This is a genomic window from Paenibacillus harenae (assembly GCF_030812415.1).
GTDB classification, from domain to species: Bacteria; Bacillota; Bacilli; order Paenibacillales; family Paenibacillaceae; genus Pristimantibacillus; species Pristimantibacillus harenae_A.
The window spans coordinates 1,108,585-1,135,010 of sequence record NZ_JAUSST010000001.1 but is presented as its reverse complement, the minus strand read 5'-3'; the positions used below and the strand labels follow the sequence as shown (position 1 = coordinate 1,135,010).

The following is a 26,426-nucleotide window of genomic DNA, read 5'->3' as shown; positions in this document are numbered from 1 at the left end:
GGGGGAAAGACGTGAAAATCAGGGGCAAAGGCAAGCTGATGGCAACAGCTGCCGCAATTGTTGTGCTCGCGGTCATCGTGTTGGTCGTTGCACAAGTAGCTGATCGCAGTGACACAGCAGCGTTGAAAACGTTTGAAGCGCCGTCATCTTCGGCTTCCGTTCCCGAGGTCGGCGAACCGATCACCGTCAAAGAAGGTGCGCTCGCCGCGGAGAACGGAAAGTTTCAATTATATTGGATCGATACGAACGGGCAAGTTCGCATCAGGAATAAAACGACAGGCAAGGAATGGTCAGGCGTTCCCAAGACAGAGAAAGCTTTGCCGCCAAACCAAGTCAAATTAATCTCTAATTCTTTAGTGATTTATTATACCGAAGGGAAAGAGATCGTATCGACGAACCCCGCGAAGGAAAAGGCTGTCGTAAACGCAAGTTCGATCGATGACGGGGTACGTATCGACTATGATTTCGAAACGCTAGGCTTGAAGCTTGCTGTGATGTATCGTCTTACTGATCAAGGGCTTGACGTGACTATGCCGTTCTCCTTGATTGAGGAATCGTCAAACAAAAGATTGACCGGTGTGGAATTGTTCCCGTTCCTTGACGCGGGAGCTCCCGGCGATCCAGGCGCGCTGTTTGTGCCGGACGGATCCGGCGCAATCATGACCTTTGACGAGAAGAAACGCTCGAGCATTGATTTTTACAGCGAATATATTTATGGCGGAGATCACGCTTTTCAGAAGGCCGTCTATGAGCAAGTCAGCGCATTGCGATTCGAAACGATCGCCAAGAGCCCGCGAGAGAAGATCGCGCTGCCGGTATTCGGGTTATACAAAGGAAATCGGGCGTTTCTTGGCATTGTGACGCAAGGGGCGGCCGACGCCAAAATTAACGCTTATCCGGCGGGGGTTCAGAACATACCGCTGTTTAGGATTTCCACGCAGTTTATTTATCGGCAAGGCGATTCCATATTCGTCGGGGCTAACTCGGAAGTTCCGCTTATGCAGCGGGACATGATTCCCGGAGACCGTTCCATCCGGTACGTCTTTTTGGAGGATGACAAAGCGAATTATGTGGGAATGGCCGAAAGCTATCGCGAATATTTGCTGAATGAGGAAGGGGTCGCGCCGTCATCGGATTTACAGCCGCGATTGCAAATCCGATTATTCGGCGGCGTGGAGCAAAGTGAGGTCATTGGTAACTCGTTCGTGAAGATGACGACGTTTGAGCAAGCAAGGACCATCATCGATCGGTTTATCGCGGCAGGCGTTCCCAACCTGGAAGTGACGTACGAAGGCTGGTCGGCCGACGGGTTATTGGGCGATCAGCCGGCACATTTCCCAGCAGCCGCCGGACTGGGCGGAAATAAGGAACTGAAGAAGCTTGCCGCTTATTTGAAGGAGAAGGACATTCCGCTTTACGGCGCAGCCAATTACGTGAAGCCGTTTTCTGAAAGCTCGGCTGTGAAACCCGGAAGAGATGCGATTCGAGGCTTGAATAAAGAAGTAATGAATGTGTATAAGCCTTGGGTGACCAATATGCAGATGTCGCGCGAGCTATACTATTTGCTTAAGCCTTGGCGGGTGTATGATCGGTACATTGTCAAAGAAGCCGGTAAGTTTAGCGATGTCGGGTTTACAGGCGTGCAGCTTGATTACATGGGGGATTTGATCTACTCCGATTTGACCGAGCCCGTGTTCAACCGCGCTCAAACGATAGAAGCGTGGCGCCGTTCCATGGATCACATGCGAGAATCGACCGGTCGTTCCGCTGTCAATTACGGTTTTTCCTATGTTTTGGGGCATGTTGACCGGATAAATGATATCCCTGTAGATTTCAGCCACTATACTTATTTGGACGAAGCCGTTCCTTTTTACCAAATCGCAATTCATGGGCTGATCCCGTATTCGGCAACTCCAGCCAATCTGGCAGACGATCCGCGTGTATACAAGCTCAGGCTGTTGGAATACGGGGCGATGCCGAGCTACAAGCTGACGCATTCGCCGACGTCCGATTTGCGGCGGTCGCGCATTGACGCTTTGTTTAACGGAGCCTATCAGAACTGGATCGAATCGGCGACGGCGGAATACGTGGAAATATCGTCTATCCAGGAGCCTCTCGCCGGCCTGCGCATCGTTGACCATGAGTTGCTGGCAAACGGTGTAAAGCGCACAACTTATGAAGACGGAACGTCCATCATTGTGAACTATAATCCGGGCGAAGTACGCGTGGAAGGCAAGGCGATTGCAGGCTTCGGTTACAAAGTCTTGAAGGGAGGGAACGAATCGTCATGAAGTTCCGTCTATCGATGAGAATCAGACATTTTTTGGAAGGCTACATCTTCATATCCTTGTGGGTCATCGGATTTTCGGCGTTTATGGCCATCCCGCTGGGAAGATCGCTTTATTATGCGTTTCACGAATTGAATGTTACTTCGGATGGATTGAAAGCGACCTATGTAGGTTGGAAGCATTTCCAGGAAGCGTTCACCATTGATGTGAAGTTTCCTTCCAGATTGATATCGACGATTACTTCATTATTCCTGGAAGTTCCCTTGATTCTGATTTTTGCCATTTTCATCGCAATGCTGCTGAACCGACAATTTATCGGAAGAGGGATTTTCCGCGGAATATTCTTTCTGCCGGTGATCGTCTCTTCTGGAGCGGTCCTGCAGAGACTGCAAAGCGATGGCGGGGATAGTTTACCTATATTTTCGCAATACAATTTGTTCGATGTGCTAAGAAACGTTATTCCTCCAGAGATTTTGCGTCCATTGCTGGACGTCCTGGATTCACTCACCGTTGTCATGTGGGATTCCGGGGTGCAAATTCTTATTTTCCTGGCGGGCTTGCAAGCGATCTCCGTTCAATTGTATGAGGCGGCCAAGTGCGATGGCGCAACGCCCTGGGAAAGCTTCTGGAAAATTACGTTTCCGTTGCTCATGCCAATGATACTCGTCAACACACTGTTTTCAATCGTAAATTCGTTTACGAAACGGGACAATCTGGTGATGGAGTACATTCAGTCCGTCTTCAAATTATCGAAGTTCGGTTACGCTTCCGCGCTCGGCTGGATTTATTTCATCATCATCTTCGCGATTATTGGCGCCGTGTTCTACATCTTCAGAAACAAAATGTCGGAGAGGGGGTGACGAAAGTGGATAAGAGCGAATCGAGGCTTCATTATCGGCCGGCGGGGCAAACGTTAAGGAAACGAACTTCCGAATATGCGAACAAAATTTTTCACTATGTTCTCTTGATCAGTCTTTCGTTCGTATTCATGTATCCTATCTTGTATTTAATCAGCAGATCGATGATGCAACCGGCGGATTTGGCCGATGCCACGGTCGTATGGATTCCGAAGGAACTGTCGTTTTCTAATTTCATAAATGTCTTCGCTGAACTTAAATATACGGAAACGTTCACTCGAAGCGTCATGAACTCGCTGGTGCCTGCAATGATTCAGACGTTTACGTGCGCGATCGTCGGATACGGGTTTGCCAGATATACGTTCCCAGGAAGAGGAATCTTGTTGGCGCTGGTGTTGTTTACGTTTCTGGTTCCGCCTCAGACAATCGTTGTACCGCTTTTCATCTTATTCAACCAATTTGATTGGATCAACTCTTACCTGGCGTTCTGGATTCCGGCTATTCTTTGTCAAGGGTTGAGAGGATCGCTGTTTGTGCTTATTTATATTCAGTTTTTTCGCGGACTTCCGGGACAATTGGAGGAGGCTGCAAGAATTGACGGGGCGAACGCATTTCGTACGTTCAGCAGGATCATGTTCCCGCTAGCCAGACCCGCTATGCTGGTCGTGTTTCTGTTCTCCCTGGTATGGCATTGGAACGATATGTTTCAGCCTGGCTTGTTTATCCTTGACACGACCAAATTCAATCTGACCCAGCAGCTCTCGGTCATTTACGGACTAGGGGAGCAAGAGCTAACGCTTGGGATGGGCGGAAGCACCGCCGGCATGATCGGCGTCGTTCCATCGCAGGGGAACCGGATTATGGCTGGCGCCTTATTGACGATTTTGCCGATGCTTATTCTGTATTTGTTTACGCAGCGATATTTCGTCGAAAGCGTGGAGCGCGCAGGAATCGCGGGAGATTAACGGATTTGTCGGCAGAAAAGGAGGTGAGGCTGCCAGAGGGCGAGTTCATAAAGGCATCACAAATGTAAGCGGGGTACGAGAAAAAAACACTATTACAGGAGGAATTTACATGAAAAAGAAAATGGCATTTCTGCTGGTCGCCGTTCTCGTTTTAACGTCATTGCTTGCTGCCTGCAGCGGAAGCGGCAGCGGCAGCAAGACTGATCCAACGTCGGCGCCAAACAATTCGGACACCAGCAATCCTGACGCTACAGATCAACCGGTCGCAAAGGAACTGGAAGGCACGCTGGAGTTTTGGACGTTCGACGGAGAAGGAGCTCAGCGGTTCGCCGACGGATTTATGGCACTTCATCCGAAGGTGAAAATCAACGTGACGAATCCTGGCTGGAACGAGCTGCCTGCCAATCTGAAGAACACGATCGCAGCAGGTTCAGGCGCGCCGGACGTGGCTTATATTGCCGGCGGTACATTTGCCGAGCTGAGAGACGGCGAAGGTCTTACTGACTTGCTGGAGTTCGGACTGGGCGATTACGAAGCCGACTTTCCGAAGGGCAACTGGGAATACTGGAAGTCGTTAGATGGCAAAAAAATGCTCGGCATGCCATTCGACTATACGCCTACGGTAACCTTTTACCGTCACGACTTGCTGGAAAATGCAGGCTACCCAAGCGACCCGGCTGAATTGTACGAGTTTATGAAAGATCCTAACAATGTGATCGAGATGGGCGAGGCGTTGAAAGCGCAGGGCGTCTATCTCTTCGAATTTGACAAAACTCCGGTCGATAATCAAACGGCCGCCTACGCTTTCTTTGATCGGGATTTAAACTATGTGCGCAATAACGACGCTTTCGCCCAAGCCCTCGATCTTTCGAAAAAAGTGAAGCAGCTTGGTCTGGCAATGAACAAGAGCGCCATCTGGAGCGATGACGGCAAGGCGCTGACGAGCACGGGCAAGGTCGCGATGCTGTTCTATGGTCCATGGTATCAAGGGGGTCTTGCAGATTTGGGCGAAGACCAGCTCGGCAAATGGAAAGTGACAGGGCTTCCTCTCGGCGTAAATGCCGGCGGCGCCGGTTCAACGCTTGTTTTACCTGCGCAAGGCAAGCAGAAGGAACTGGCTTATGAGTTCGTCAAATGGTCTCTGGCGACCACTGAAGGCAACGAAACGTGGATCGCTGGCAATCAGACTCCAGGTTTCCTCCCAGCCTATGAGCTGGATTCTTATTTGAACAAAACGCAGCCTTTGACAGGCGATCAGAAGATGAACCAGGTTTATTATGAATTGGTTAAACGGATTGAAGGATTCAAATTCGCTACTCCGGTAGATACGCAAGCGAATGACATTTTTAATGCTGGAATCGACAAAGCCCTTGAATTGAATTCTGACTCGAAGTCGGCTTTGCAACAAATCCAGGATGACACCCTTCGGGCGCTCAAGCCGGAACTTGAGGCATTGAAAGGCAAGATGGGCAATCAATAGGCCGTTCATATGAAAGCGGAAGCGCCTCTGCGGGCGCTTCCTTTTATAATAAGAGAACTTTTTCTTCATCATTATTCGCACAGGATACTCCCGTTTCTGCAAGCGGGGGGAGGAAATACCAGTCATTCTAATCATCTACGGCCCGTTATTGAGGAGGAATGAATTTGATCCAGACCAACTACCATGAGGATCCACAGCAGCTGCATATAAATACGGAAAAAAATCGCAATTATTATATCCCGTTTTCTCCAGAACAAGATGCATTCGCAGAGCGAGAAACATCCCATCGTTTTGTTCTATTAAATGGAAGCTGGAACTTTCGGTATTATGAAAGCTTTCAAGACTTGGAAAACAACTTCCTGGAGATAAACCAATATAATGAAATCCCCGTGCCTTCCAATTGGCAGCTGCACGGATATGATGTGCCTCAATATACAAATATTCATTACCCCATTCCGTATGATCCGCCGTATGTCCCTGATCAGAATCCGACAGGCGTATACAACCAGGAATTTAAGATGGATGTATCCGATGGCTTTGAACGATTTATAAACTTTGAAGGGGTGGATAGCTGCTTTTATCTATATATAAATGATCAGTTCGTCGGATACAGTCAGGTATCACATATGACAAGTGAATTTAATATTACCAGATATCTCGTCAGCGGCAGGAATACGATGACGGTTGTCGTGCTTAAGTGGTGTGACGGGACCTATCTGGAGGATCAGGATAAATGGCGGATGTCGGGCATCTTCAGAGACGTATATATCCTTTCCAGACCTCGGAATCGAATCGCCAGTTACCGTATCACCTCCAAGCTTTATGATTCATACACGAAGGCGGACATAGCTGTCGAAGTTCATGCAAATACAGGCGTTGCAGTGAAGCTCTATAGTCCGATGGGCGAATTGCTTGGCGAAAGTTATCAGCAAGCGGGTGTAACTACGGCGGTCTTCAGTTGTGATCGACCAAGCCTATGGAATGCGGAGCATCCTAATCTGTATAGAATCACGTTGCAGACCGATGAGGAAATGATTGCCGAGAAGGTTGGTATTCGGGAGGTTGCCGTTAAGAACGGAGTCATCCTGTTGAATGGGGCGGCGATTAAATTCAAAGGAGTCAACCGTCATGACAGCGACCCTGTGACTGGCTCCGTTATTAGCAGGGAACAGATGTTAGTTGACCTCTATTTAATGAAGCAGCACAATATCAACAGCATCCGAACAGCACACTACCCGAACAGCCCGATTTTCCTCCAGCTCTGTGATGAACTTGGCTTCTATGTCATTGACGAAGCGGACCTTGAATCTCACGGTTCCGTAGAGGCGGCGCACACACAAGATAACAGCGGGGACTATTCCGGGATTGCTTTGCTTGTCGTTCGAGACGACTATGAGAAAGCGATCTTGGATCGAATCGACCTCATGATTACCAGAGATTTGAATCGCCCTTGTGTATTGTTATGGTCTCTGGGCAATGAAGCCGGCTACAGCAAAAACATGGAAAAAGCTGCGAAATACGTTAAAAAATACGATCCAACAAGATTAGTCCATTATCAAAGCATGCACGAATTGGAAGGCGAAGAAAAAGCGGACGACAGCGAAGCGGTATTAGACGTTGTTTCTACCATGTATCCTTCATCGGAATGGATGAAAAACGATTTTCTGAAGAAAGAAGACGAAAAACGTCCGTTGGTATTATGTGAATACAGCCATGCCATGGGCAATGGGCCTGGAGATTTAGAAGACTATTGGCAAGTCATCTATTCAAATGACAGATTTAGCGGCGGATTTATTTGGGAATGGTGCGACCACGGGATTAAAATCGGGGAAGACGGCAATGGCAAAACAAAGTATGCCTATGGCGGGGATTTCAATGAGCCGCGTCATGACGGAAACTTCTGTATTGACGGACTGGTTTATCCGGATCGTACGCCTCATACGGGGTTGAAAGAAGCAAAGAATGTTTATCGTCCGATTAGAGTCAAGCCCGTTGACGCCTCGAATGGAGTATATGAGTTCATCAATACCTATGACTTTTCTGATGTGTCCGAGAAGCTGGCATGCACCGCTCAGGTTACGGACGCAGGTAAAGTGATTTTACAAGAGGAATTGGATATTCAAGTGCCGGCAAAGACCTCTACTATTGTGACCATCCCAAGTCTTGCAGGTTTGACTGGCGCAAGTGTATACGTACGATTTATTTTTACGCAGAAGCTTGGCACTCCGTGGTCGGAGAAGGGCTACGAGATCGGCTTCGATCAATGGTTGATTTACAAGGAACCCAAAGTGATCGAGCCTTCACCTTCACAAGCGGCCGCATCTGTTAATTATTCGGAGGATAAGAAATACATCCATATTTCTGGCGAAGACTTCGATTATCGGTTCAATAAATCGATTGCACTTTTTGATCAATTGACTTTCCACCATAAAGAGTTAATCGAAAAACCTATGGCATTCAACGCTTATCGAGCACCAACGGATAACGAATGGATTAAATCGAAGTGGAATATGTTCAGCTTCGAGAACCTTACGACCAAGGTTTACCATATTTCAGTGGAGAAATCGGATTCCGACGTTCTGATCCGCTCCCAAATCGCTCTTGGGGGGCACTCCTACCTTAATACGTTTCGACTGCAGACCGAAACCGCTATCTTCAATAGCGGTGAAATAAAAATAAAATATAAGGTTCAAGTCGCAGATCAACGTCCTTACTTGCCGCGCTTTGGCGTGAGAATGTTTATGAACAAACAATTCGATCAGGTGGAATATTACGGGTACGGACCGTATGAAAGCTATATCGATAAGCATCAAGCTTCCTATATGGGCGTATTCTCACAGCATATTTCCGAAATGCATGAGGATTATATCAAACCGCAAGAAAATTCCTCCCATTACGGTTGCGAATATGTGAACATTAGCACGGGCGATATCCTGGTCGCCTTCGAGGCAGAAACGCCATTTTCCTTTAACGCTTCCGAATACACGCAAGAGGAATTATCGGCCAAAAGACATCATTACGAGCTCGAAAAGAGCGGATACTCTGTTGTGTGCATGGATTACAAACAATCCGGCATAGGTTCAGCCAGCTGCGGGCCTTTCTTATTGGAGCAATATCAATTAAAAGAAAGAGATTTTAAGTTTGAGTTTTGGATTAAGCCAACACAAATACGATTCCATGAGACTAAATAATGCTATTCCATGACCTGAAAATGATGGTTCATTACTATCCAGTGCTCTATAATTTGATGTGAAAGTATCAGGATATAGGGGTGGATATGAAATGAAAATGGGTGTTGACTATTACCCAGAGCATTGGGATCGCTCCATGTGGGAGCAAGATGCAAATCTGATGCGGGAGACGGGAGTCAGCTTAATTCGTGTGGCCGAATTCGCTTGGTCGCGCCTGGAGCCGGAGGAAGGCCGGTATGAGTTCGGCTGGCTTGATGATGCAATCGATGTCTTCTATAAATACGGTATCCAGGTCGTCATCGGCACGCCGTCCTGCACGCCTCCTAATTGGCTCGTGGACCGCTTTCCGGATGTGCTTCCCCGCGACGCTATGCTGAATCCGCGTTATCCGGGCATTCGCGGGCATCGCTGTTACAACAGTCCATCCATGCGTTTTTTTTCGACGAAAATAGTTGAGAAACTGGCTTCTCACTATGCCATCCACCCGGCAGTGATCGGTTGGCAGATCGATAATGAGTTCAGCCTGAACGAGTGTCATTGCGAGAATTGCAACAACCGGTTTCGCGATTGGCTGTCGAAGAAGTACGGTACATTGGAAGCGTTGAACCAGGATTGGGGTACGGTTGTCTGGAGCGGTGAATATAGCTCTTGGGAGCAAATCACAACACCGTTTGGCGGCACAAAATTCAGGAATCCGTCTTTTTTGCTTGACTGGAAGCGGTTCGAAACCGATTCCGTTGTGGAATTTCAACAATCGCAATTGAGCATCTTACGAAAATATTGTCCGGACCATTTTGTCACACATAATATTTGGAGCTATCCGATGTCTCTCGACTATTACAAGCTTTGCGAGGATTTGGACTTTGCTTCCCTCGATTATTACCCCGGCACGAGCCCCGAGAAATCGGTTTCGGGCGGATACAACGGCGCGTTAACGCTCGATTTAACCCGGGGTATCAAGAGACAAAATTTCTGGATCATGGAAACGATAAGCGGCCCTCCCGGATGCTGGTTTCCGATGTGGCGGACCCCGCAGCCCGGTTTCATTCGGGCCTTCGCTTGGCAATGCATTGCCCGAGGCGCCGACACGCTCGTTCATTTCCGTTGGCGAAGCGCTCCGTTTGGCGCCGAACAATTTTGGCACGGATTAATCGACCATAGCAATGTACCCGGCAGACGATTCGAGGAATATCGGATGTTATGCGATGAAGTGAATCGGCTTTCTCCTGTACTGGCGGGATCGGAGGTGCTTGGCGAGGCTGCCGTTCTCCATTCGCATGATTTGTACAATGCGCTCGAGATTCAGCCTCAGGCAGAAGGAATGGATTATTTCGACAATCTGAAGCTTTATCATCGGGCTCTAACCAAATCGGGCATTCTGACGGATGTTGTGAATACTACGGACGATCTGGACAAGTATCGCCTTATTGTTGCGCCGTCGCTCTATTTGATGGATGAAAAACTGGCGGATCAGCTGAAAAATTGTGTGAATAACGGAGCCACCTTAATTTTGACGAATCGTACCGGCGTGAAAAACATGAGCAACGTATGTTGGATTCAGGCATTGCCAGGCTTGCTGGCCGAGGCGGCAGGGGTAACCGTAGGCGAATACGATCCCGTCGGCAACGACGTTCATACGATCCGCATGTTGGACGGGAAGACGTATTCGTGCAGTCAATGGTGCGATATTCTGGAACCTGCGGGCGCAGAGACGGTTGCTTGGTATGAGGACGATTTCTATGCGGGCAAATCGGCTGTGACGGTTCATTCATATGGCAAGGGGAAAGTTTACTATATGGGTATCGTTGCCGAGGAAAGCTTCTACCTGAATTTATTCGGGAAGGCTGCCGAAGAAGCCGGTCTAACCCGATTTACCGGTTTGCCGGAGGGCGTGCAAATTTCGATTCGCCGGAAAGGAAACTCGAAGTATTTGTTCCTGTTGAATCTGACGCAAAAGCAGCAAACGGTCGAGCTGAAGGGCACGTATAGGAGCCTTCTGCATGAGATGAGCGTCGGTCCTGATGTAATCTTGGACCCGTATGCGGTTGAAATCGTCGAGTTAGATGAACAATTTGGAGAAATATCCATTGCTGCGACTGTTTAGAACGAATGAAATACGCGATGTGCAAGAGATTCGTATATAAACTTTCATAATCGGCCTAAGCTTCGAACGTTATCGGAGCATGGCCGATTTTTGTGTTTGATCAAGTTCAGCGGTTCAATCTGTAAGCCTTGGGCGAAAGTCCTTACACTATAGACTATCGATCGAGGGCCGTATGATTTCTTCTGAATTCACCCGGTGTCACTCCCTCGGATTCCATAAATTTCTTGTTGAAATAGCTGAAGCCCGGATAGCCGGCTCGTTCGGCAACTTCTTTAATCGGGATGATCGGATGGCTGACCAATAAGTGCTTGCTTATCTGAATTCTGCATTTTGTAATATAGGAGACGGGCGTCATCCTCGTAACTTTCTTGAATAAACTGCAAAAATAATTCGGGGTATAGCCTGCTGCGGCAGCCCAGTCCTCAAGAATGAACGGAAGATGGGCTTGTCGCTGCATCTCGGGCAGCAAGGCCCTCATTTTCTGGGCATTGTCTACCCCGCGATATGGAGAGAATGGTGTGGAATTGCTAAGAAATTCAATTAGCACGCTATAGGTGAGTGCGGATATGCGCGCAGGACGTAAAAAATTGTGATGCTCGATTTCATCGAGAAGGCTTACGAAAGTGCCTTCGAGCAGACTGCCGTCTTTGAGATTCCAAATGCCCGATTGATGATAGCCGTTTTCCGTAATAAAAGCAGGCAGCGTGCTGCCGTACAATTGCATCCAAAAAATGTTCCATGGGTCCTCTTCCGAACGGTAATACCGCATTCTGTCATCTGGAATATGCCAGAACACATCTCCTTCGCGGAGCTGGAACGTTTCGCCGCCGAGCTCTATAAACCCGCTTCCGCTAGCCACATAGTGCAGGCTGTAGTCTCTGACGCCGTCGGGGCGATTTACGTTATGATTCGTTGGCTGTACGAAGTTGCCAACGGAATGAGGAAAGCAGAAGAAACGAAACTCAGAGAAATTAGGCAAGTAGAATGCTCGTTCAGTCAAGGAGACCGCCTCCGGTAAGGTTGATTATGAATATCGTAATATAGTTTTAATAATATGAAAATAGTATTATATAATCTTATTCATATTCAGATTATACTTTGGACATAAAATCGTATATATATTTCATTATTGAAAGGAATGTAACGGAAATATGTCAACAGGCGTAATCAAAAGGCATCAGGCGTTAATCAACAACGATTGGACCTTCATGTATGGGGATATTGCCGAAGGCAAAGAAGTTTTATTCGATGATTCGAGCTGGTATAATATCGGAATTCCGCATTCGTTCGGCATTCCTTATTTCATGGAGAATGAATTTTATGTTGGCTACGGATGCTATCGCAAGCATTTTGCCATTCAGCCGGAGTGGCTTGGCAAGAGCATATCGCTTGATTTTCAAGGGGCGTTCCAGGATGCCGACATTTATGTCAACGGACAATGGGCCGGCAATCATAAGGGTGGATATACGGCATTTCATATCGATATTTCGGAGCTCGTACATGAGGGAGATAATTTGCTCTTTGTGCGGTTGAATAATCTATGGAATCCGCGCCTTGCTCCGCGAGCGGGAGAGCATGTGTTTAACGGAGGAATTTACCGTGACGTAAGTCTTATCGTTACGGAGCCCGTGCACGTCGCTTGGTATGGCACGTTCGTTACAGCTTCCGAGGTTTCCGCTGAAAGCGCTGCTTTGAAGGTCAAAACCGAAGTCGTGAACGAAGAAGTGAAAACGGCGGACTGCTTACTTGTATCTGTCGTGGAATACCAAGGCACGGACATTTGTGAGATGAGAAGCCAGCAGTCCATTGCACCGGGACAAAGCTTTGAATTTAGTCAGCAACAGCTGCTGGTTGAGCCAATGTTATGGCATCCGGATTCGCCTAGCCTATACCAATTAAAGAGCTATGTGTATGTGGGTGATGTGCTGCAAGACGAATATGAAACCAATTTCGGGGTGCGCTCTATTGCCTTTGATGCCAAGGAAGGTTTCTTCTTGAACGGGGAGCATTATGACATCATAGGCGTGAATGTGCATCAGGATCATGCCGGGTGGGGCGATGCTGTGACGAGAGCCGGGATTGCGCGCGATGTTAAGCTGATCAAGGACTGCGGCATGAATTTTATAAGAGGCTCTCACTACCCGCATCATACACACTTCTCCGCAGAGTGCGACAAGCAAGGATTATTGTTCTGGTCGGAGCTATGCTTCTGGGGGATTGGAGGCGCCAATACGGAAGGCTATTGGGCAAGCAGCGCTTATCCGGTTCGCGAGGAAGATAAAGAAGAGTTCGAAGCCAGCTGTATGATGGCGCTGCAAGAGATGATTCGAACGAATCGCAATCATCCAAGTATCATTACATGGAGCATGAGCAATGAACCGTTCTTCAGCGATGCCGAGGTTATGGATGATGCGCGCGCGCTTGTCGTCAAGCTCGTGGAGGAGTCGCATCGCCTTGATGCGTCGCGCCCTGCCTCTGTTGGCGGCGCACAGCGGCAAGGGTTCGATGTGCTCGGAGACATCGCAGGCTATAACGGAGACGGGGCCGCATTATATATGGATCCAGGCTTTCCTAGCTTCGTGTCGGAGTACGGCAGTGTCATAGCGGTGAGGCCGGGAGAATATGCGCCGGGCTATACGGACGGAGTGGAGAGCAACCCGCGTTGGAGATCCGGCAAGGCGTTATGGTGCGGCTTTCATCATGGCAGCATCGCATCTAACATGGGTTATATGGGGATGATTGATTATTATCGTTTGCCCTTAAATGCCTGGTATTGGTATCGCAACGAGCTGCTTGGCATTGCGCCGCCGCAGCCTACCTCTGAAGGGATAGCATACTCGCTTAGGCTGACGGCCGATAAGCATGTGATTGCCACCGACGGTACCGACGATACGCATCTTATCGTTGAAGTCATTGATCGCGAGGGCAAGCGAATCAGCAATCCGCTGCACGTCGAGCTTGAGATTATCTACGGGGGCGGATTATTACCTACAGGGAAGTCGATACGTTTTTCACCGGAAAGCAATAGCTTCCTTGACGGTATGGGAGCCATTGAATTGAGGTCCTATTACTCGGGGACAATCAAGGTTAGGGCAAGGGCCGAAGGGGTGCTGCCTGCGGAAATCAGCATCGAAGCCGTTGGCGATACGATATGGAGCGGTCAGTCCCTCCGCCTTCAGCCGCCCCCTCCTTCAGTGATGAAGGCGCCGGCGCACGGATCAAGCTATAATATCGCAAGAAGCAGACCTGTATTTTGCAGCAGCTACGAAGCGGGGCATCCTGCGATGAATGTAACAGACGGCCTGGAGGATACGTATTGGAAGCCTTCCAACGAAGTGGAAGGGCAGTGGATTATGGTAGATCTGGAAGGATGCAAGAAGGCGGAACAAGCAGTAATTACATTTGCAGGAGCTACTGCTCTCTCTCTTCAAAACATATTTTATTCGTTGGATGGCAAAGCTTTCTTCTCGCTGGAAGCCAGCAAGCATGAGGAAAAAAACAAAATTCTTATCGCGGAGCTGCCGAGCGAAGGCCTGCGTTACTTAAAGGTGGTATTCCCGGCGGCAAATGCCGTAGTTAAACAAATCGAAATATTTACCTAACCCTATAAAATTTTTTTCGTCGTTAACGGCGAGCGTTTTGCCGTTAGTAAATCGGCAACGATGGATACCTCATCAATATGGGGGCTTCTAACGAACTGTTCGAAGCGTCGGAGCTGTTAAAGCCGACGCTTCGTTCCGCGAGAAATTAAAGGCGGCCCGCTCAAGTCTGCATCCGATGAAGATTGGAGCGCAAATCACATCGAGCGGCAACGATGAGTACAAGCTGTATTCGGAAATGGCGGTTGCCGTATATGTTTCTCCCAGTTACCATGTTAACGAATAGCTATGCCCAATTGAACAACAAAGCCGGCTGCGCGGATAACGTCAGCCGGCTTTTCTTTTAGGCTAAGGATTAAGAATTTAGTTCAATCGCCAGGCAGTTGACGTACGGCGTCGGACGTCTGTCCGGCAGCGAAACGATCAGAGCTCCGTACGACTGTTCGAATGGAACTTCACCAGCTCCAAGCAATCGGACGGACTTCACTTGGTCTGACGGAGTCAACGTACGGATGACGGCGCGATGATCTTCAGGCCATCGCATTTGGAATGCGTACAGCGTATTTCCCTTTTGTGTGAAACGGAAGTCGCCGGCGTTCCAATCTACCCTGTCCTCCGTGAAATGGTCGATGACGACGCGGGAAAGGCCTTCACCCGATACGCGGAACGGCCTTGTGCCGTGTACGCCTTCCTCGCAAACCCGAATCCATTTAGCCATCTCTTGCAGGATATACTTGCATTCGTCATCAATCGTACCGTCCGGCTTCTGCGGAATATTGAGGAGCAGGTTGCCGTTCTTGGCAATGATATCGACCAGAATTTCGATGACGTGCCCCGGTTTTTTGTATTCGGTTTTTACATGGTAGAACCAATCCCCGACACAAGTATCGGTCTGCCACGGGTCAGGCTTGATGTCATGCTCCTGGCTGCGCTCAATGTCATGGATCCCGATGCGGTAAACGTCCTGTCTGCGGTCCTTCTGGTTATAAACCGCGCGATTCACGCCGCCATTTGCCGCTGCGTTGGTATTGTACAGATGCGCGACCGCTTGCAGTCCGGCTGCGAACAGAGGGTCATCCAAGGAGGCGTTCGTTTTATCCCATGCGCTGGCGAACGGCAGCCCGCCGTCGGAATACAGCAGATCTGGCTGGTACAGATCGATGACTTCCTTCATAACGTCGAACCAGCGCTGATGCCACCAAGGATTTTCTGTATACCAGGGCTTTGGCTCGGAGAGCAGATTATCCGGTTCGTAATGCTCGCGGTTCGGCAAATACAAATCTTCGTACTCAGGGTCGTTTCCGTCATAAGGGATGCCCGCATAAGGGCCTTCCTTATCCTGTCCTTTATTGAATTTAAACCAGCTGAACGTCGCTCCCATATGCTCGGTCAGTCCGAAAGGCAATCCTCGGCTGGAAGCGGCGGCTTTCCATAGTGCTACTATATCTTTTTTCGGTCCCATGTTGACCGAATTAAAACGGTGGATTTTCGAATCGTAGTTGAAGAAGTTGTCGTGATGCATCGCCTGTGCGACGAAATACTTGGCGCCGGCAGCCACATATAAGTCCATCAGTGATTCCGGATCGAAGTTTTCCGCTTTCCACAGCTGAACAATATCTTTGTAGCCGAATTTCGACGGATGTCCGTAATGGCGAATATGGTACCGGTATTGCTCGGAACCCTCGTAATACATGTTCCGGGCGTACCAGTCCCCGTACATTGGCACTGATTGTGCGCCCCAGTGCGACCATATTCCTAGCTTCGCGTCACGGAACCAATCCGGACACTCGAATTTCCTGAGGGATTCAAATGTGGGTTCGAAAGGACCCTTGGCGATTTGAGCTTTAACCATGAATGACTGGCCTCCTATTTCTTGGATACGTCTTTATTCTAGCAAACTATTGTATGTAAAATCCTAACTTCCTTTAGTATATTATTATCTATCCTCCCTGAGGCTTTGCGGCAAAACGGCTGACCCTATTTCACCGAATAGCCAAAGGGCTATCCTGGACGATGGACAGCCATTCGCGCGCAATGAGTTCATGGCCGACAGCCGTAGGGTGAACGCCATCCAATAACTAATAGGCGGCATCCATGCCGGACGAGGCTTTGTCGAACGCCTCCTGCAAGGGAACGAATACCGCAATGTATTCCTCGGCCAACTGGCGAATGATACGGCGGCAGTCATCGATCCGTTCTCGCCACTCCTCCCATTTTTCCTCTGTCTCCCAGACTTTCAATATAAACGGCTCGCACAGCACGGTTGCCGCCGACTCCCCGGTTGATGAAATGCGGCCGGTTGCCGGCCAATTCGAAGCCGAGCTTGCCGGCAATGATAAAAGCGTAGCCGTTTCCCAAAATGTGATACGGATCCTCGTTGCGGCTCCGGTTGCCATCGGTGATGGAATCGCCTTGAAACAGAATGGTTTGCCTTACTGGATTCATGATCGATTTTCCTTTCATTGTTGGATATGCTTTAGAAAGCAGGGGAGTCCTGCCGCACGCGCAGGTGTAAGGCAGGACTCCTTTTTTTCCGAAACGGTTGATTTTTGCTTTACGAAGCTGTGCCCGTGATGGTCGTACCGTTCTTCATAATCGTGTATTCGATGACGGCGCCGCTCCAGAAGTGGAACTTCAGAATTACCGTTCCGTCATTTACTTCATTGAAGAAGCTTTGCGTTAGCGTAATTTCATTCGAAGCATAAGAAGGCTTGAATGTCCGTGCGAACTCCTTGAATGAAGTCCAGTTATGCGGACCGGCGTTGCCTCCTTCAGCGTACACGGCCTCCATCGTAGCAAGTCGGTCGCCGTTGAAGGCGGTCGGAATCACAAAATTTGCTGTGGTGCCTTCCGCGTCCTGCAGTACCGGCGTGTCGTTGTACATGACATAGAAGGTCCAATCGGCTCCCTTATTGAACTCCGCTTTCAATACGGCTGCCTCGCCGAGTTCGGCCGATTCGGTCAGCTTGGCGAGATAACTTGCTTTGAGTGTCAGTTCTTCGCCGTTCAACGCATAGTCCGTTCCTTCAATCAATTCGACGTTTCCGAGTTTGATGCCGGTCAGAACATTGCCATTCAAGTTCAAGGGCATTACGGCGTCCTGGTTTGGCGAGCCCTTCCTGACGAAGATCAGATCCGATTCGGCCGTGGAAGAGCGGCTCTTCAAGCTTGCCATGAGCAGATTGTAAAGCTCCGGATCGTTCCATTCAAGCGTTCTGCGGTCAAACCGCCCGCCGTTGTCCCACAGCATAAGGGTCAGCTTGTTCTCTATGGATTTGTAAGTGAAATACTCTAAAAACTTCAGCATCTCGCCGTGCTGGGGCACACCTTCGCTGATCGGCGTTTTGAAAGGGGTAGCATCCCAGCCGAGGAGTCCAAATTCGCCAATGACAACGGGAATTCCTTTCGATACGAACGTATTATACACATTGTTAGCCATTGTATCGATATCGTTAATCGTTAATTCTTCAAGCTTCGGGAAGCCCGCAATGTTTACACTGAACGGCCAAAAGCCATAAAAGTGAATGGTAGCGATCAAATTCGGATCGTTCAGATCGGCAATCGTGCTTGCAAGCGAATCCACATGCTCTTGCGAGTTATTCGTAAATAACGTCGGCAGCACGAGCGGACGAACGTCATTTTCGCCTCCCGACGCTCTTACAATATGGACGAAGGATTTGTTGAACTCATCAAGAAACGTATGTTGCGTCGCTACATCAACGTTATCAAATAGCGGTTCGTTGATGCTTTCGAACATCAGTTTGTCGGAATGATTCTTGAAGCGGTCGGCGACTTGCGTCCAAATCGCATTATATTGGGCCAATACGGCATCATGATTCTCCGGCGCCTTGTTGATCCACATCCAGGAGTCGTGGTGAATGTTGATCATGACATACAGTCCCTCTTGCAGCGACCAGTCTACAACTTCCTGTACCCGGTCCATCCAGTCAGGATTGATGGTATAATCCGGTGCGTCGCCCATCCGCCCGCTCCATGTAATCGGAATGCGGATGCTTTTGAAGCCCTGCTTCTTAATTTCCTTAATGAATTCTTTGGTAACGATCGGGTTGCCCCAAGACGTCTCGTCACCATTATTTGGAGCGTCCGTATTAAATGAATCAAATGTATTGCCCAGGTTCCAACCAGGCTGCATTGCGCTGACATAAGACTGCATTTTTGATTCTTTCGGGGAAGCAGCGGCCGTGCCGACGGATGAAAACATCGTCATCAGCAAGATAACGACCAAAAGGGCGGATAGAACCGTTTTCTTTGCTTTCATGGAAATTCTCCTTTGGTTTCATAATTTGCGGCTCTTTTTGTTCATGTGTTGCTTGCAGGGCATTACTTCGGTGTGCCTGTGATTCGGTTACCTTTAGTCGTAAGCTGATATTTGACGATGGCGCCGCTCCAGAAATGAAACGTCAGGTTGATTGTTCCGCCTGTTGTTTCGGAGAAGAAGTTCGGTGTTATCATAACCGTGTTGTTCGCATAGTCTGGCAAAAATGCGTAGGCATACTCCTTATACGAGGTCCAGTTATGCGGGCCGGCGTTCGTGCCGTTCGTGTACACCGCTTCCATCGTGGCAAGCACATCCCCGTTGAAAGCAGTCGGAATCGCTAAGCCGCCGCTGGATGTACCTGATGCTTTTGATACTACCGGCGTATTATAATAGCGGACAAGGATTTTCCAATCAGGGCCTGAGCTGAAATGAGCCGACAATACCGCTTTTTGGCCGAACCCGCTTGCAGCGAAACCAGAAAGATAGCTTGCTTTGAGGGTTAACACGTTCCCGTCAACGGTATAGTCTGTGCCGGATACCAGCGTTTGATCGCCATTTTTAAGCGAGACAAAGCTGTTGCCGTTCAGGTTCAAGGTGAGTGATTGGTCGCTGACCGGCACGCCGCTCTTGATGAAGATCTGATCGAAAGACGTCGTCGAAGTGCGACCTGTCAAGCTGTGCATGGTGATGTTATAAAGCTCCTGGTCTCTCCACTCATAGGTTGTACGATTAAAGTACGAGCCGTTATCCCACCACATCGTCGCAATGCCCTTCGACTGCGTAGCGTGGAGGAAGTATTCGAAATACTTGAGCATCTCTCCGCGCTCGACGGTTTCCCTGTTCTTATCGTGACCGAGTATTCCATATTCGCCTATGACAACGGGAATACCCTTCGATACGAACGTATTATAGACATTGTTAACCATTGTATCGATATCGTTTTTCGCATCGGCATTAAACGTTGTGTAGCCTGCGATGTTTACAGAGAAATGCCACAAGCCGTAATAATGAACGGTAGCGATTATATTCGGGTCGTTCAAATTTTCTATCGCGGTTGCGAGCGAATCCAGATATGCTTGGCCGGCGTTCGTCATCAGAGACGGAAGCACAAGAGGACGAACCGCATTATTGCCGCCGGACGCTCTTACAATGTTGAAGAAGGTCGTGTTGACTTCATCAAGAAACGCGTGCTGCGTCGCCTCATCAACGTTCAGATAATCCGGTTCGTTGGCGCTTTCGAACATCAGCAAGTTGGAATGATTCTTGAAGCGGTCGGCGATTTGCGTCCATGCGGCTTCGAATTGTGCCATCACCGCGTCATGCTGCGTTGCCATCGACGGCCTCATCCACTGCCATACATCGTGAATATTGAGCATAACGTACAGACCCTCTGCGAGCGCCATGTTGACCACTTCTTCAACGCGATTCAGGAACGCCGGATCAATCGTATAGTCAGGGCCGGCACTCATCCGCTGATTCCACGAAACAGGAATACGAATGCTCTTGAAGCCTTGCGCTTTAATTTCCTGAATGAATTCTTGGGTTACGGGCGGGTTGCCCCAGGAAGTCTCGAAATCGGTTCCGATCGCCTCTAACGTGTTCCCCAGATTCCATCCGGGCTGCATCGCGCTCACATACGTCTGCATAGGAGTTGAGGCAGAGGTCGAGGCCGGAAACGAAAACGAAGACGCAGTAAACAACAAAGTAATAGTCAACATCAACGACAGGAAAGCTTTTGTTTTACGCATAATTTCCTCCCTTGCTTTAAAGAAATACAAGCTTGCTTTCTTTCGAGAAACCGAATACAGCGAAACTTGTGACTGAGCTCCAATGTAGTTTTTTTTGCACCTCCCTAGATTAGTGTAAGCGGTGTCATTTTTCATTTTAGCTGTATAAACTTCCAGATAATACAATTAAAAATGCACCAAAAATCATGTCAAAATTCGATGGCCTCTGAAGAAGACGCTGATCGCAATTATATTTTAATGAACATACAAACGCGGTCTTCTCGAAAGAAACGGGCAGAACTATGCGGATGACTGAAGAAGCCTAAGGCCGGAGTCCAATCGGAAAGAGATCAAGCGTATTCGGGTATATGGGGCGCCTGCTTCCGTCATCATTCAGGTTCATGCTTTGTATCATGGGTGCTTTGAAACGCGAACCGACTATGTGATTGGAGGTAAAGGCATTGAAATTGCCAACACTGTCGTGTTCAACTTGCTGCCAGTAAGTGACGATAGATAAAAATAGAAAGAGGGTTGGCGTATGCCAACCCTCTTATCACTATTTACGATTTCCCTCATCGCCTTAGTCTTGTTCAGCATCAGATGCACACGAACGACAGAGCCGAAATATGCACGATATACGCACCTTACCCCGTCACACCCTCACGCTTGCGGAAGAACGACTTCAGCGCGTTGTAGACCTCGCCCTTCTCCTTGATGACGTAATACATGAAATGTTGAAGATTGATGTGCTTGTAGGCGGACATCAGCGTGCTGGATCGGTTGTATTGGTTAACCTCGCCGTAGCCGAACAGGTTGGAGCGCTTGAGCAGCTCGCCGATCAGCTTCACGCACCGTTCGTTGTCGCTCGTCAGGTTGTCGCCGTCGGAGAAGTGGAACGGATAGATATTATACAGACTCGGATTAAACCGACTGTCGATAATTTCCAGCGCTTTCATGTAAGCCGACGAGCAAATGGTACCGCCGCTCTCGCCACGGGTGAAGAACTCTTCCTCGGTCACTTCCTTCGCCTCGGTATGATGCGCGATGAACACGATGTCGACCTTCTCGTACTGATGCCGCAGAAAGCGGGTCATCCAGAAGAAGAAGGAGCGAGCCACATATTTCTCGAAAGAGCCCATCGAACCGGACGTATCCATCATGGCGAGTATGACGGCATTCGATTGCGGCTTAATGATTTCTTCCCAGGTCTTATAGCGCAGGTCGTCGGGCGATATACCGTGAATGCCCGGTTGGCCCGAGGTGGCATTGCGGCGCAAATTCTCGATGATCGTCCGTTTTTTGTCGATGTTGGACATAATGCCTTTTTTGCGAATATCGTTGAACCGGATTTCCTTCGTTTCCAGCTGATCCTTGTCTTTCTGCTTCAGGAACGGAAGCTCCAGCTCCTCGAACAGCATCGTCTCCAGCTCCGCAAGACTGATCTCGGCCTCGATAATATCTTCGCCGGGCTGATCGCCGGCCTTCTCGCCTTTGCCGCCCTTCTGCGCCGAGGACGGATCGACGCCGAGCACGTCGCCTACCTGGCTGTCGCCGTCGCCTTGGCCGACATGTTTATTTTTATTGTAGTTATAGACGAACCGATATTCATCAAGGCTCCGAATCGGCACCTTGATAACCTGTTTGCCGTCTGACATGACGATGCTTTCCTCGGACACGAGATCGGGCAAATTTTGCTTAATCGCTTCCCTTACCTTTTGCTGATGCCTGGCCTGATCCTGATACCCTTTGCGATGCAAAGACCAGTCTTCCCGCGAGACGCTGAACATGCTGTTGTCCGATGAACCCATTTCGGAGCACCTCCCCCGATTATTTGTTGTTGAAACACCTGTTGTTAATCAATATATTCAACTGCCGAGCGGTTATGTGAAAGAATAAAACGTCCAATTCTAGCAATCTATCGAAGGTCTATTCGGCTGGGGTGACAATGTGTCTAGTGCGGACGACTTTTTTTGATCACTTTGTATAATGTATTCAAAATTATATGTTATATAATATGACATACACAGTGATGAAGTCTTTCGCATACTTAACGCAAACTACGTTTGTCATGAGGAGGGACTGCATGCACACACCCGGAGCTGCCAAGAAGGCAGAGATCATCGTCAATCAAGTCAGTATGCGTTTTGGGGAAAAGGGGCAGGAGGTCGCCGCGCTTCAAGACGTAAGCTTCGAAATCCATCGCAATGAATTCGTATCGCTGCTAGGGCCTTCCGGCTGCGGCAAGTCGACGCTGCTTAGGCTTATGGCCGACCTGCTGGAACCTACGAGCGGCACGATTACGATCCAAGATGAACACCCCCGTGAAGTTCGCCTCCGCCGTAAATTCGGCATTGTGTTCCAGAACCCGACGCTGTTCGAATGGCGGACGGTGAAGGAGAATATCGAGCTGCCGCTCGAGGTGCTCGGCCACCGTAAATCGCAATACACGCCTTTTACAGAGAGGCTGATCGAGATGGTTGGGCTGTCCTCGTTCCGCAACTACTATCCTTGGCAACTAAGCGGCGGCATGCAGCAGCGCGTCGCGATCGCCCGCGCCCTTTCGCTCGATCCGCCCATTCTGTTCATGGATGAACCGTTCTCCGCGCTTGACGAATTCACGAAGGAGAAGCTGCAGCTCGAGCTGCTTGAAATAAAGAAGGAGACGAACAAAACAATCGTGTTCGTTACGCACAGCATTCCGGAAGCGGTGTTTCTGTCGGATCGCGTCATCGTATTATCCGCTCATCCCGGACGCGTCCATTCGATCGTGGATATTGTCAGGGAGGAGGGCGATCTGTCCCTTGTCCGCGAATCGGCCCATTTCCATGAGATGACGAAGACGGTGAGGAATTGTTTCTACAAGGAGAGTGGTTCCTTTGACGGACGGATTGTTTAGAAGAGGCGGACAGGGCCTTGTCCTTGCATTATGGGTAGCTGCTGTGCTACTCGTATGGGAAGCGGGGGCATGGTTCATTGCCGAAGAGATGAAGACGACCGCTCCGGCTTCCAAGCTTCCTTACTTGCATAAAGTGTTTGGAACGCTTGCCGAACATCTGCCCACGTTACTGAAGCAAGGGACGGTTACGTTCGGCAATTCGATTACCGGATTCGTCATTGGTTCGGCCGTCGGCGCGGGGCTCGCGATTCTAATGAGCGTATCGAGAGCGGCGGAGCACACGCTGTCGCCATACATGATCGCCTCGCAGATGATTCCGATCATCGGGCTTGCGCCTATTATTTACGGTATCGTCCGCGATGCCGAGCTGTCCAGGGTGCTAATGGCCGGATATGTGACGTTCTTCCCGGTCGCTATTCATATGCTTCGCGGCTTGCGAAGCGTAAGTCCCGACCAAGTGGAGCTTATGCGGACTTACGCAGCCTCAACTTGGATGCTCTACGGCAAGCTCAAGCTGCGCGCCGCGCTTCCCGGCTTGTTCGCGGGCTTGAAGCTGTCCGCGCCGCTCGCTATAACCGCGTCTATTATCGTGGAGCTGATGGGCGCGCCAGACGGCATCGGCGTGCTAATGGTCAGCTCGCTCTACTACGGAACGTCGCAGGTATATATGTTCTGGTCAACCGTGCTCATTAGCATGATGATCGGCATTGTATTATATTTGCTTATCGCAGCGGCCGAGCGGCTGCTTACACCTTGGCAGCCCGAGTTCCGGGCGAAGGGGAGGGACGAGGCATGAAGGAGCTTGCGGCCGTCAAGTCAGAACCGCAGGCGGGTATGGCGACGATGCCTGCCGCGGGCACCGTTCAGGAAGTGGATCCTAGACGTGTGCTTGAGATAAGTAAAAATGAGGTAAGTATGAGAAGTCAGTCCCGCATTTATTCGGGATGGAAGACTTTGCAGCCGATGCTGCTTCCGACAGGCTTCGCGATTGTTTTCCTGCTCGTTTGGCAGCTCGACGGCTTTCACCGGCTGTTCAAGCTGGAGCGCTATCAGCTTCCGATTCCGTCAGCGATCGCAGCGTCGATCAAGGATAACGCCGATCTGCTCTGGAGTTACTCACTCTATACGGGGACCGAGATCTTAGGCGGCTGCCTTATCGGCTCATTGCTCGGTCTTGCCGCGGCAGTGGTTACATCCATGTTCCCGAATGCGGGCAAGGGGGCGATTACGCTGCTTGCGTCGCTTAACGCCGTACCTATCGTTGCCCTTGCGCCGGTTATGAACAATTGGTTCGGAGACGGCGTTTCTTCCAAAATAGCGATCGTCTCCGTTATGACGATGGCCACAATGGCTATTAGCGCGTTCAAGGGTCTGCGCTCTATCCAGCCCGCCTATCTCGACCTTATGCATGCATACGCGGCTCGAAGGTCGACCGTATTTCTCAAGCTGCGTTTTCGCGCGGCACAGCCGGCCATTTTCACGGCGCTCAAGATCAATATGTCCACGAGCATCATCGGCGCGATCGTGGGGGAATTTTTCATATCGTCGAAGGGACTCGGCTTTCTGTTATCGGACCAGATCAAGCTTGGCAATATGCCGCTCGCCTGGTCATGCATCGCAATTGCAGCGGCGCTCGGCATTATTCTCTATTATGTCGTTCAGCTTGTTGAGCGCTTCATCATACCGTGGCATGTGTCGCATCGCTCACCACATTAGAATGTTTGAGTGTTTTACAACGATAAAGTGAAAAGTAAATCATTCGAATTGGCGATAAAAGCTTCCTTGCTTCCGAAGAGAGTTTGCTGCGCAAACTTGGTAGGTCGCTCATCCTGAAGTACTTCGATAGAAGTTTTTCTCATATAGAAAACAATAGGGAGAGGAATGGTTTTCATGAAACAGAGAAACCGTACGCTGCAAACCATGTCATTCGCTTTACTCGCATTCATGCTGCTCTTCGCCGCCGCATGCGGCAATTCGAACGAGACGCCGCCTGCCGAGGACGATCCGAAGCCTGCGGAGGGCGCTGCGGCCGAGGCAACGGATAAGCCCGCCGACGCACCGCTGGCCAAAGTGAAGATTCAACTGAAGTGGGTGCCGCAAGCGCAATTCGCCGGTATTTTCGTAGCGAAGGAGAAAGGCTTTTATGAGGAGGAGGGGCTCGATGTCGAAATCATCCCCGGCGGTCCCGACGTCGTCATCGAGCAGCAGGTCGTCAACGGCGCGGCGGATATCGGCGTAACGAGCTTCGACAGCCTCCTGGTCAACCGGGACAATGGCTTGCCGCTTGTATCGGTCGCGCAAATCCTGCAGCAAAGCTCGTACCGATTCGTCGCCGGCAAGGAGTCGGGCATCGACGAACCTGCCAAGATGAAGGGCAAGAAGGTTGGCATGTGGACGGGAAGCCAGCAGTTCCAGGTGCTCGCCTTCATGGAGAAAAACGGCCTCGATCCCAAGAAGGATGTAGAGCTCGTGAAGCAGGGCTTTACGATGGACCAGTTTTTCAATAAGCAGCTTGATGTCGCGATCTCCACGATCTATAACGAATATCATGTCGTGCTCGAGAGCGGCGTGAAGGAAGAAGATCTCTACGTATACGACTTCGAAGATGCGGGCATCGGCATGCTGGAGGATACGCTCGTCGTCAAGGAGGATTGGCTCAAGAATAATCGCGAGCTTGCGGTTAAGGCCATCAAAGCTACGATGAAAGGCTGGAACTATGCGATCGCGAACCAGCCGGAATCGGTTGATATTGTGATGAAGGCGGTGACCGAGGGCAGCACGACGAAGGAGCATCAGACGACGATGCTGATGGAAATGGCGAAGCTTGTGAAGCCGGAAGGGTTTACGGAGGCGCAGGTCGGCAGCTTCGTCGATGAAGCCGTACAGCGAACGGTCGACATCTCGCTGAAGTACGAGTTGATTAAGAAGGCGCCGGATTTGGCTGTGGCGATCGATAAGACGATTTTGGAAGATGCATTGAAGTAAGGATAGGCTCGCTAATCGCTAGGAAGCGCGGATAGGAAGTTTGATTCGGCGCTCC

At 49.7% G+C, this 26,426-nt stretch carries 16 protein-coding genes and 1 pseudogene; 11 read left to right on the top strand and 6 right to left on the bottom strand.

Annotated features, from left to right (window positions below; all coding sequences use genetic code 11):
* Positions 1-11: 11 nt before the first annotated feature.
* From J2T14_RS05260 to J2T14_RS05235, 6 genes are all read left to right on the top strand, one after another.
* Positions 12-2,291 carry a DUF5696 domain-containing protein gene (locus J2T14_RS05260; protein ID WP_307468523.1) on the top strand — a complete coding sequence of 760 codons (2,280 nt, stop codon included), beginning with the start codon at positions 12-14 and terminating at the stop codon, positions 2,289-2,291.
* Positions 2,288-3,148: a carbohydrate ABC transporter permease gene (locus J2T14_RS05255; protein WP_307468521.1), complete on the top strand. Its 861-nt coding sequence runs from the start codon at positions 2,288-2,290 to the stop codon at positions 3,146-3,148. Before J2T14_RS05260 ends, J2T14_RS05255 begins: the two co-directional genes overlap by 4 nt.
* Positions 3,149-3,153: 5 nt before the next feature.
* Entirely contained in the window at positions 3,154-4,110 is a 957-nt protein-coding gene (locus J2T14_RS05250) for a carbohydrate ABC transporter permease (RefSeq protein WP_307468520.1), read from the top strand.
* 109 nt (positions 4,111-4,219) lie between these two features.
* Positions 4,220-5,590 (top strand): ABC transporter substrate-binding protein, encoded by a 1,371-nt coding sequence (locus tag J2T14_RS05245; protein ID WP_307468519.1) that lies wholly within the window; start codon positions 4,220-4,222, stop codon positions 5,588-5,590.
* A gap of 158 nt (positions 5,591-5,748) precedes the next feature.
* Positions 5,749-8,781: a glycoside hydrolase family 2 TIM barrel-domain containing protein gene (locus J2T14_RS05240; protein WP_307468517.1), complete on the top strand. Its 3,033-nt coding sequence runs from the start codon at positions 5,749-5,751 to the stop codon at positions 8,779-8,781.
* 91 nt (positions 8,782-8,872) lie between these two features.
* Positions 8,873-10,885, top strand: coding sequence for a beta-galactosidase (locus tag J2T14_RS05235; protein WP_307468514.1), 2,013 nt, complete (start codon positions 8,873-8,875; stop codon positions 10,883-10,885).
* Positions 10,886-11,039: 154 nt separating this feature from the next.
* On the opposite strand, the gene J2T14_RS05230 is transcribed toward J2T14_RS05235, so the two are convergent.
* Positions 11,040-11,885, bottom strand: coding sequence for a helix-turn-helix transcriptional regulator (locus tag J2T14_RS05230; protein WP_307468510.1), 846 nt, complete (start codon positions 11,883-11,885; stop codon positions 11,040-11,042).
* A gap of 151 nt (positions 11,886-12,036) precedes the next feature.
* Between J2T14_RS05230 and J2T14_RS05225 the strand changes: the two genes are divergently transcribed.
* A complete protein-coding gene (locus J2T14_RS05225; protein WP_307468508.1) occupies positions 12,037-14,487 on the top strand; it encodes a glycoside hydrolase family 2 protein in 2,451 nt (816 codons plus the stop codon).
* 352 nt (positions 14,488-14,839) lie between these two features.
* On the opposite strand, the gene J2T14_RS05220 is transcribed toward J2T14_RS05225, so the two are convergent.
* The 5 genes and pseudogenes from J2T14_RS05220 to yhbH form a co-directional block, all read right to left on the bottom strand.
* Complete coding sequence (locus J2T14_RS05220; RefSeq protein WP_307468504.1) at positions 14,840-16,336, bottom strand: alpha-L-fucosidase; 1,497 nt, start codon at positions 16,334-16,336, stop codon at positions 14,840-14,842.
* Between the two features lie 130 nt (positions 16,337-16,466).
* Positions 16,467-16,929 (bottom strand): annotated as a pseudogene (locus J2T14_RS05215) (SGNH/GDSL hydrolase family protein).
* 109 nt (positions 16,930-17,038) lie between these two features.
* Positions 17,039-18,763, bottom strand: a complete 1,725-nt coding sequence (locus tag J2T14_RS05210; protein ID WP_307468503.1) for a cellulase family glycosylhydrolase — start codon at positions 18,761-18,763, stop codon at positions 17,039-17,041.
* Between the two features lie 62 nt (positions 18,764-18,825).
* Positions 18,826-20,511 (bottom strand): cellulase family glycosylhydrolase, encoded by a 1,686-nt coding sequence (locus J2T14_RS05205; RefSeq protein ID WP_307468500.1) that lies wholly within the window; start codon positions 20,509-20,511, stop codon positions 18,826-18,828.
* A gap of 623 nt (positions 20,512-21,134) precedes the next feature.
* Positions 21,135-22,298 carry a sporulation protein YhbH gene (gene yhbH, locus J2T14_RS05200; protein ID WP_307205796.1) on the bottom strand — a complete coding sequence of 388 codons (1,164 nt, stop codon included), beginning with the start codon at positions 22,296-22,298 and terminating at the stop codon, positions 21,135-21,137.
* Between the two features lie 275 nt (positions 22,299-22,573).
* Between yhbH and J2T14_RS05195 the strand changes: the two genes are divergently transcribed.
* The 4 genes from J2T14_RS05195 (at position 22,574) to J2T14_RS05180 (ending at position 26,371) form a co-directional block, all read left to right on the top strand.
* Positions 22,574-23,386, top strand: coding sequence for an ABC transporter ATP-binding protein (locus J2T14_RS05195; protein WP_307468499.1), 813 nt, complete (start codon positions 22,574-22,576; stop codon positions 23,384-23,386).
* Positions 23,367-24,182 carry an ABC transporter permease gene (locus tag J2T14_RS05190; RefSeq protein ID WP_307468497.1) on the top strand — a complete coding sequence of 272 codons (816 nt, stop codon included), beginning with the start codon at positions 23,367-23,369 and terminating at the stop codon, positions 24,180-24,182. Before J2T14_RS05195 ends, J2T14_RS05190 begins: the two co-directional genes overlap by 20 nt.
* Positions 24,179-25,102, top strand: a complete 924-nt coding sequence (locus tag J2T14_RS05185; protein ID WP_307468492.1) for an ABC transporter permease — start codon at positions 24,179-24,181, stop codon at positions 25,100-25,102. The genes J2T14_RS05190 and J2T14_RS05185 overlap by 4 nt, the downstream gene beginning before the upstream one ends.
* 174 nt (positions 25,103-25,276) lie before the next feature.
* A complete protein-coding gene (locus J2T14_RS05180) occupies positions 25,277-26,371 on the top strand; it encodes an ABC transporter substrate-binding protein (RefSeq protein ID WP_307468490.1) in 1,095 nt (364 codons plus the stop codon).
* Positions 26,372-26,426 lie beyond the last annotated feature (55 nt).

Bases quoted from the DNA above. Each gene is read 5' to 3' on its own strand.
- J2T14_RS05255 (WP_307468521.1), top strand. From the start codon at position 2,288: ATGAAGTTCCGTCTATCGATGAGAATCAGACATTTTTTGGAAGGCTAC.
- J2T14_RS05245 (WP_307468519.1), top strand. From the start codon at position 4,220: ATGAAAAAGAAAATGGCATTTCTGCTGGTCGCCGTTCTCGTTTTAACG.
- J2T14_RS05240 (WP_307468517.1), top strand. From the start codon at position 5,749: ATGAATTTGATCCAGACCAACTACCATGAGGATCCACAGCAGCTGCAT.
- J2T14_RS05235 (WP_307468514.1), top strand. From the start codon at position 8,873: ATGAAAATGGGTGTTGACTATTACCCAGAGCATTGGGATCGCTCCATG.
- J2T14_RS05225 (WP_307468508.1), top strand. From the start codon at position 12,037: ATGTCAACAGGCGTAATCAAAAGGCATCAGGCGTTAATCAACAACGAT.
- J2T14_RS05220 (WP_307468504.1), bottom strand. From the start codon at position 16,336: ATGGTTAAAGCTCAAATCGCCAAGGGTCCTTTCGAACCCACATTTGAA.
- J2T14_RS05210 (WP_307468503.1), bottom strand. From the start codon at position 18,763: ATGAAAGCAAAGAAAACGGTTCTATCCGCCCTTTTGGTCGTTATCTTG.
- J2T14_RS05205 (WP_307468500.1), bottom strand. From the start codon at position 20,511: ATGCGTAAAACAAAAGCTTTCCTGTCGTTGATGTTGACTATTACTTTG.
- yhbH (WP_307205796.1), bottom strand. From the start codon at position 22,298: ATGGGTTCATCGGACAACAGCATGTTCAGCGTCTCGCGGGAAGACTGG.
- J2T14_RS05195 (WP_307468499.1), top strand. From the start codon at position 22,574: ATGCACACACCCGGAGCTGCCAAGAAGGCAGAGATCATCGTCAATCAA.
- J2T14_RS05185 (WP_307468492.1), top strand. From the start codon at position 24,179: ATGAAGGAGCTTGCGGCCGTCAAGTCAGAACCGCAGGCGGGTATGGCG.
- J2T14_RS05180 (WP_307468490.1), top strand. From the start codon at position 25,277: ATGAAACAGAGAAACCGTACGCTGCAAACCATGTCATTCGCTTTACTC.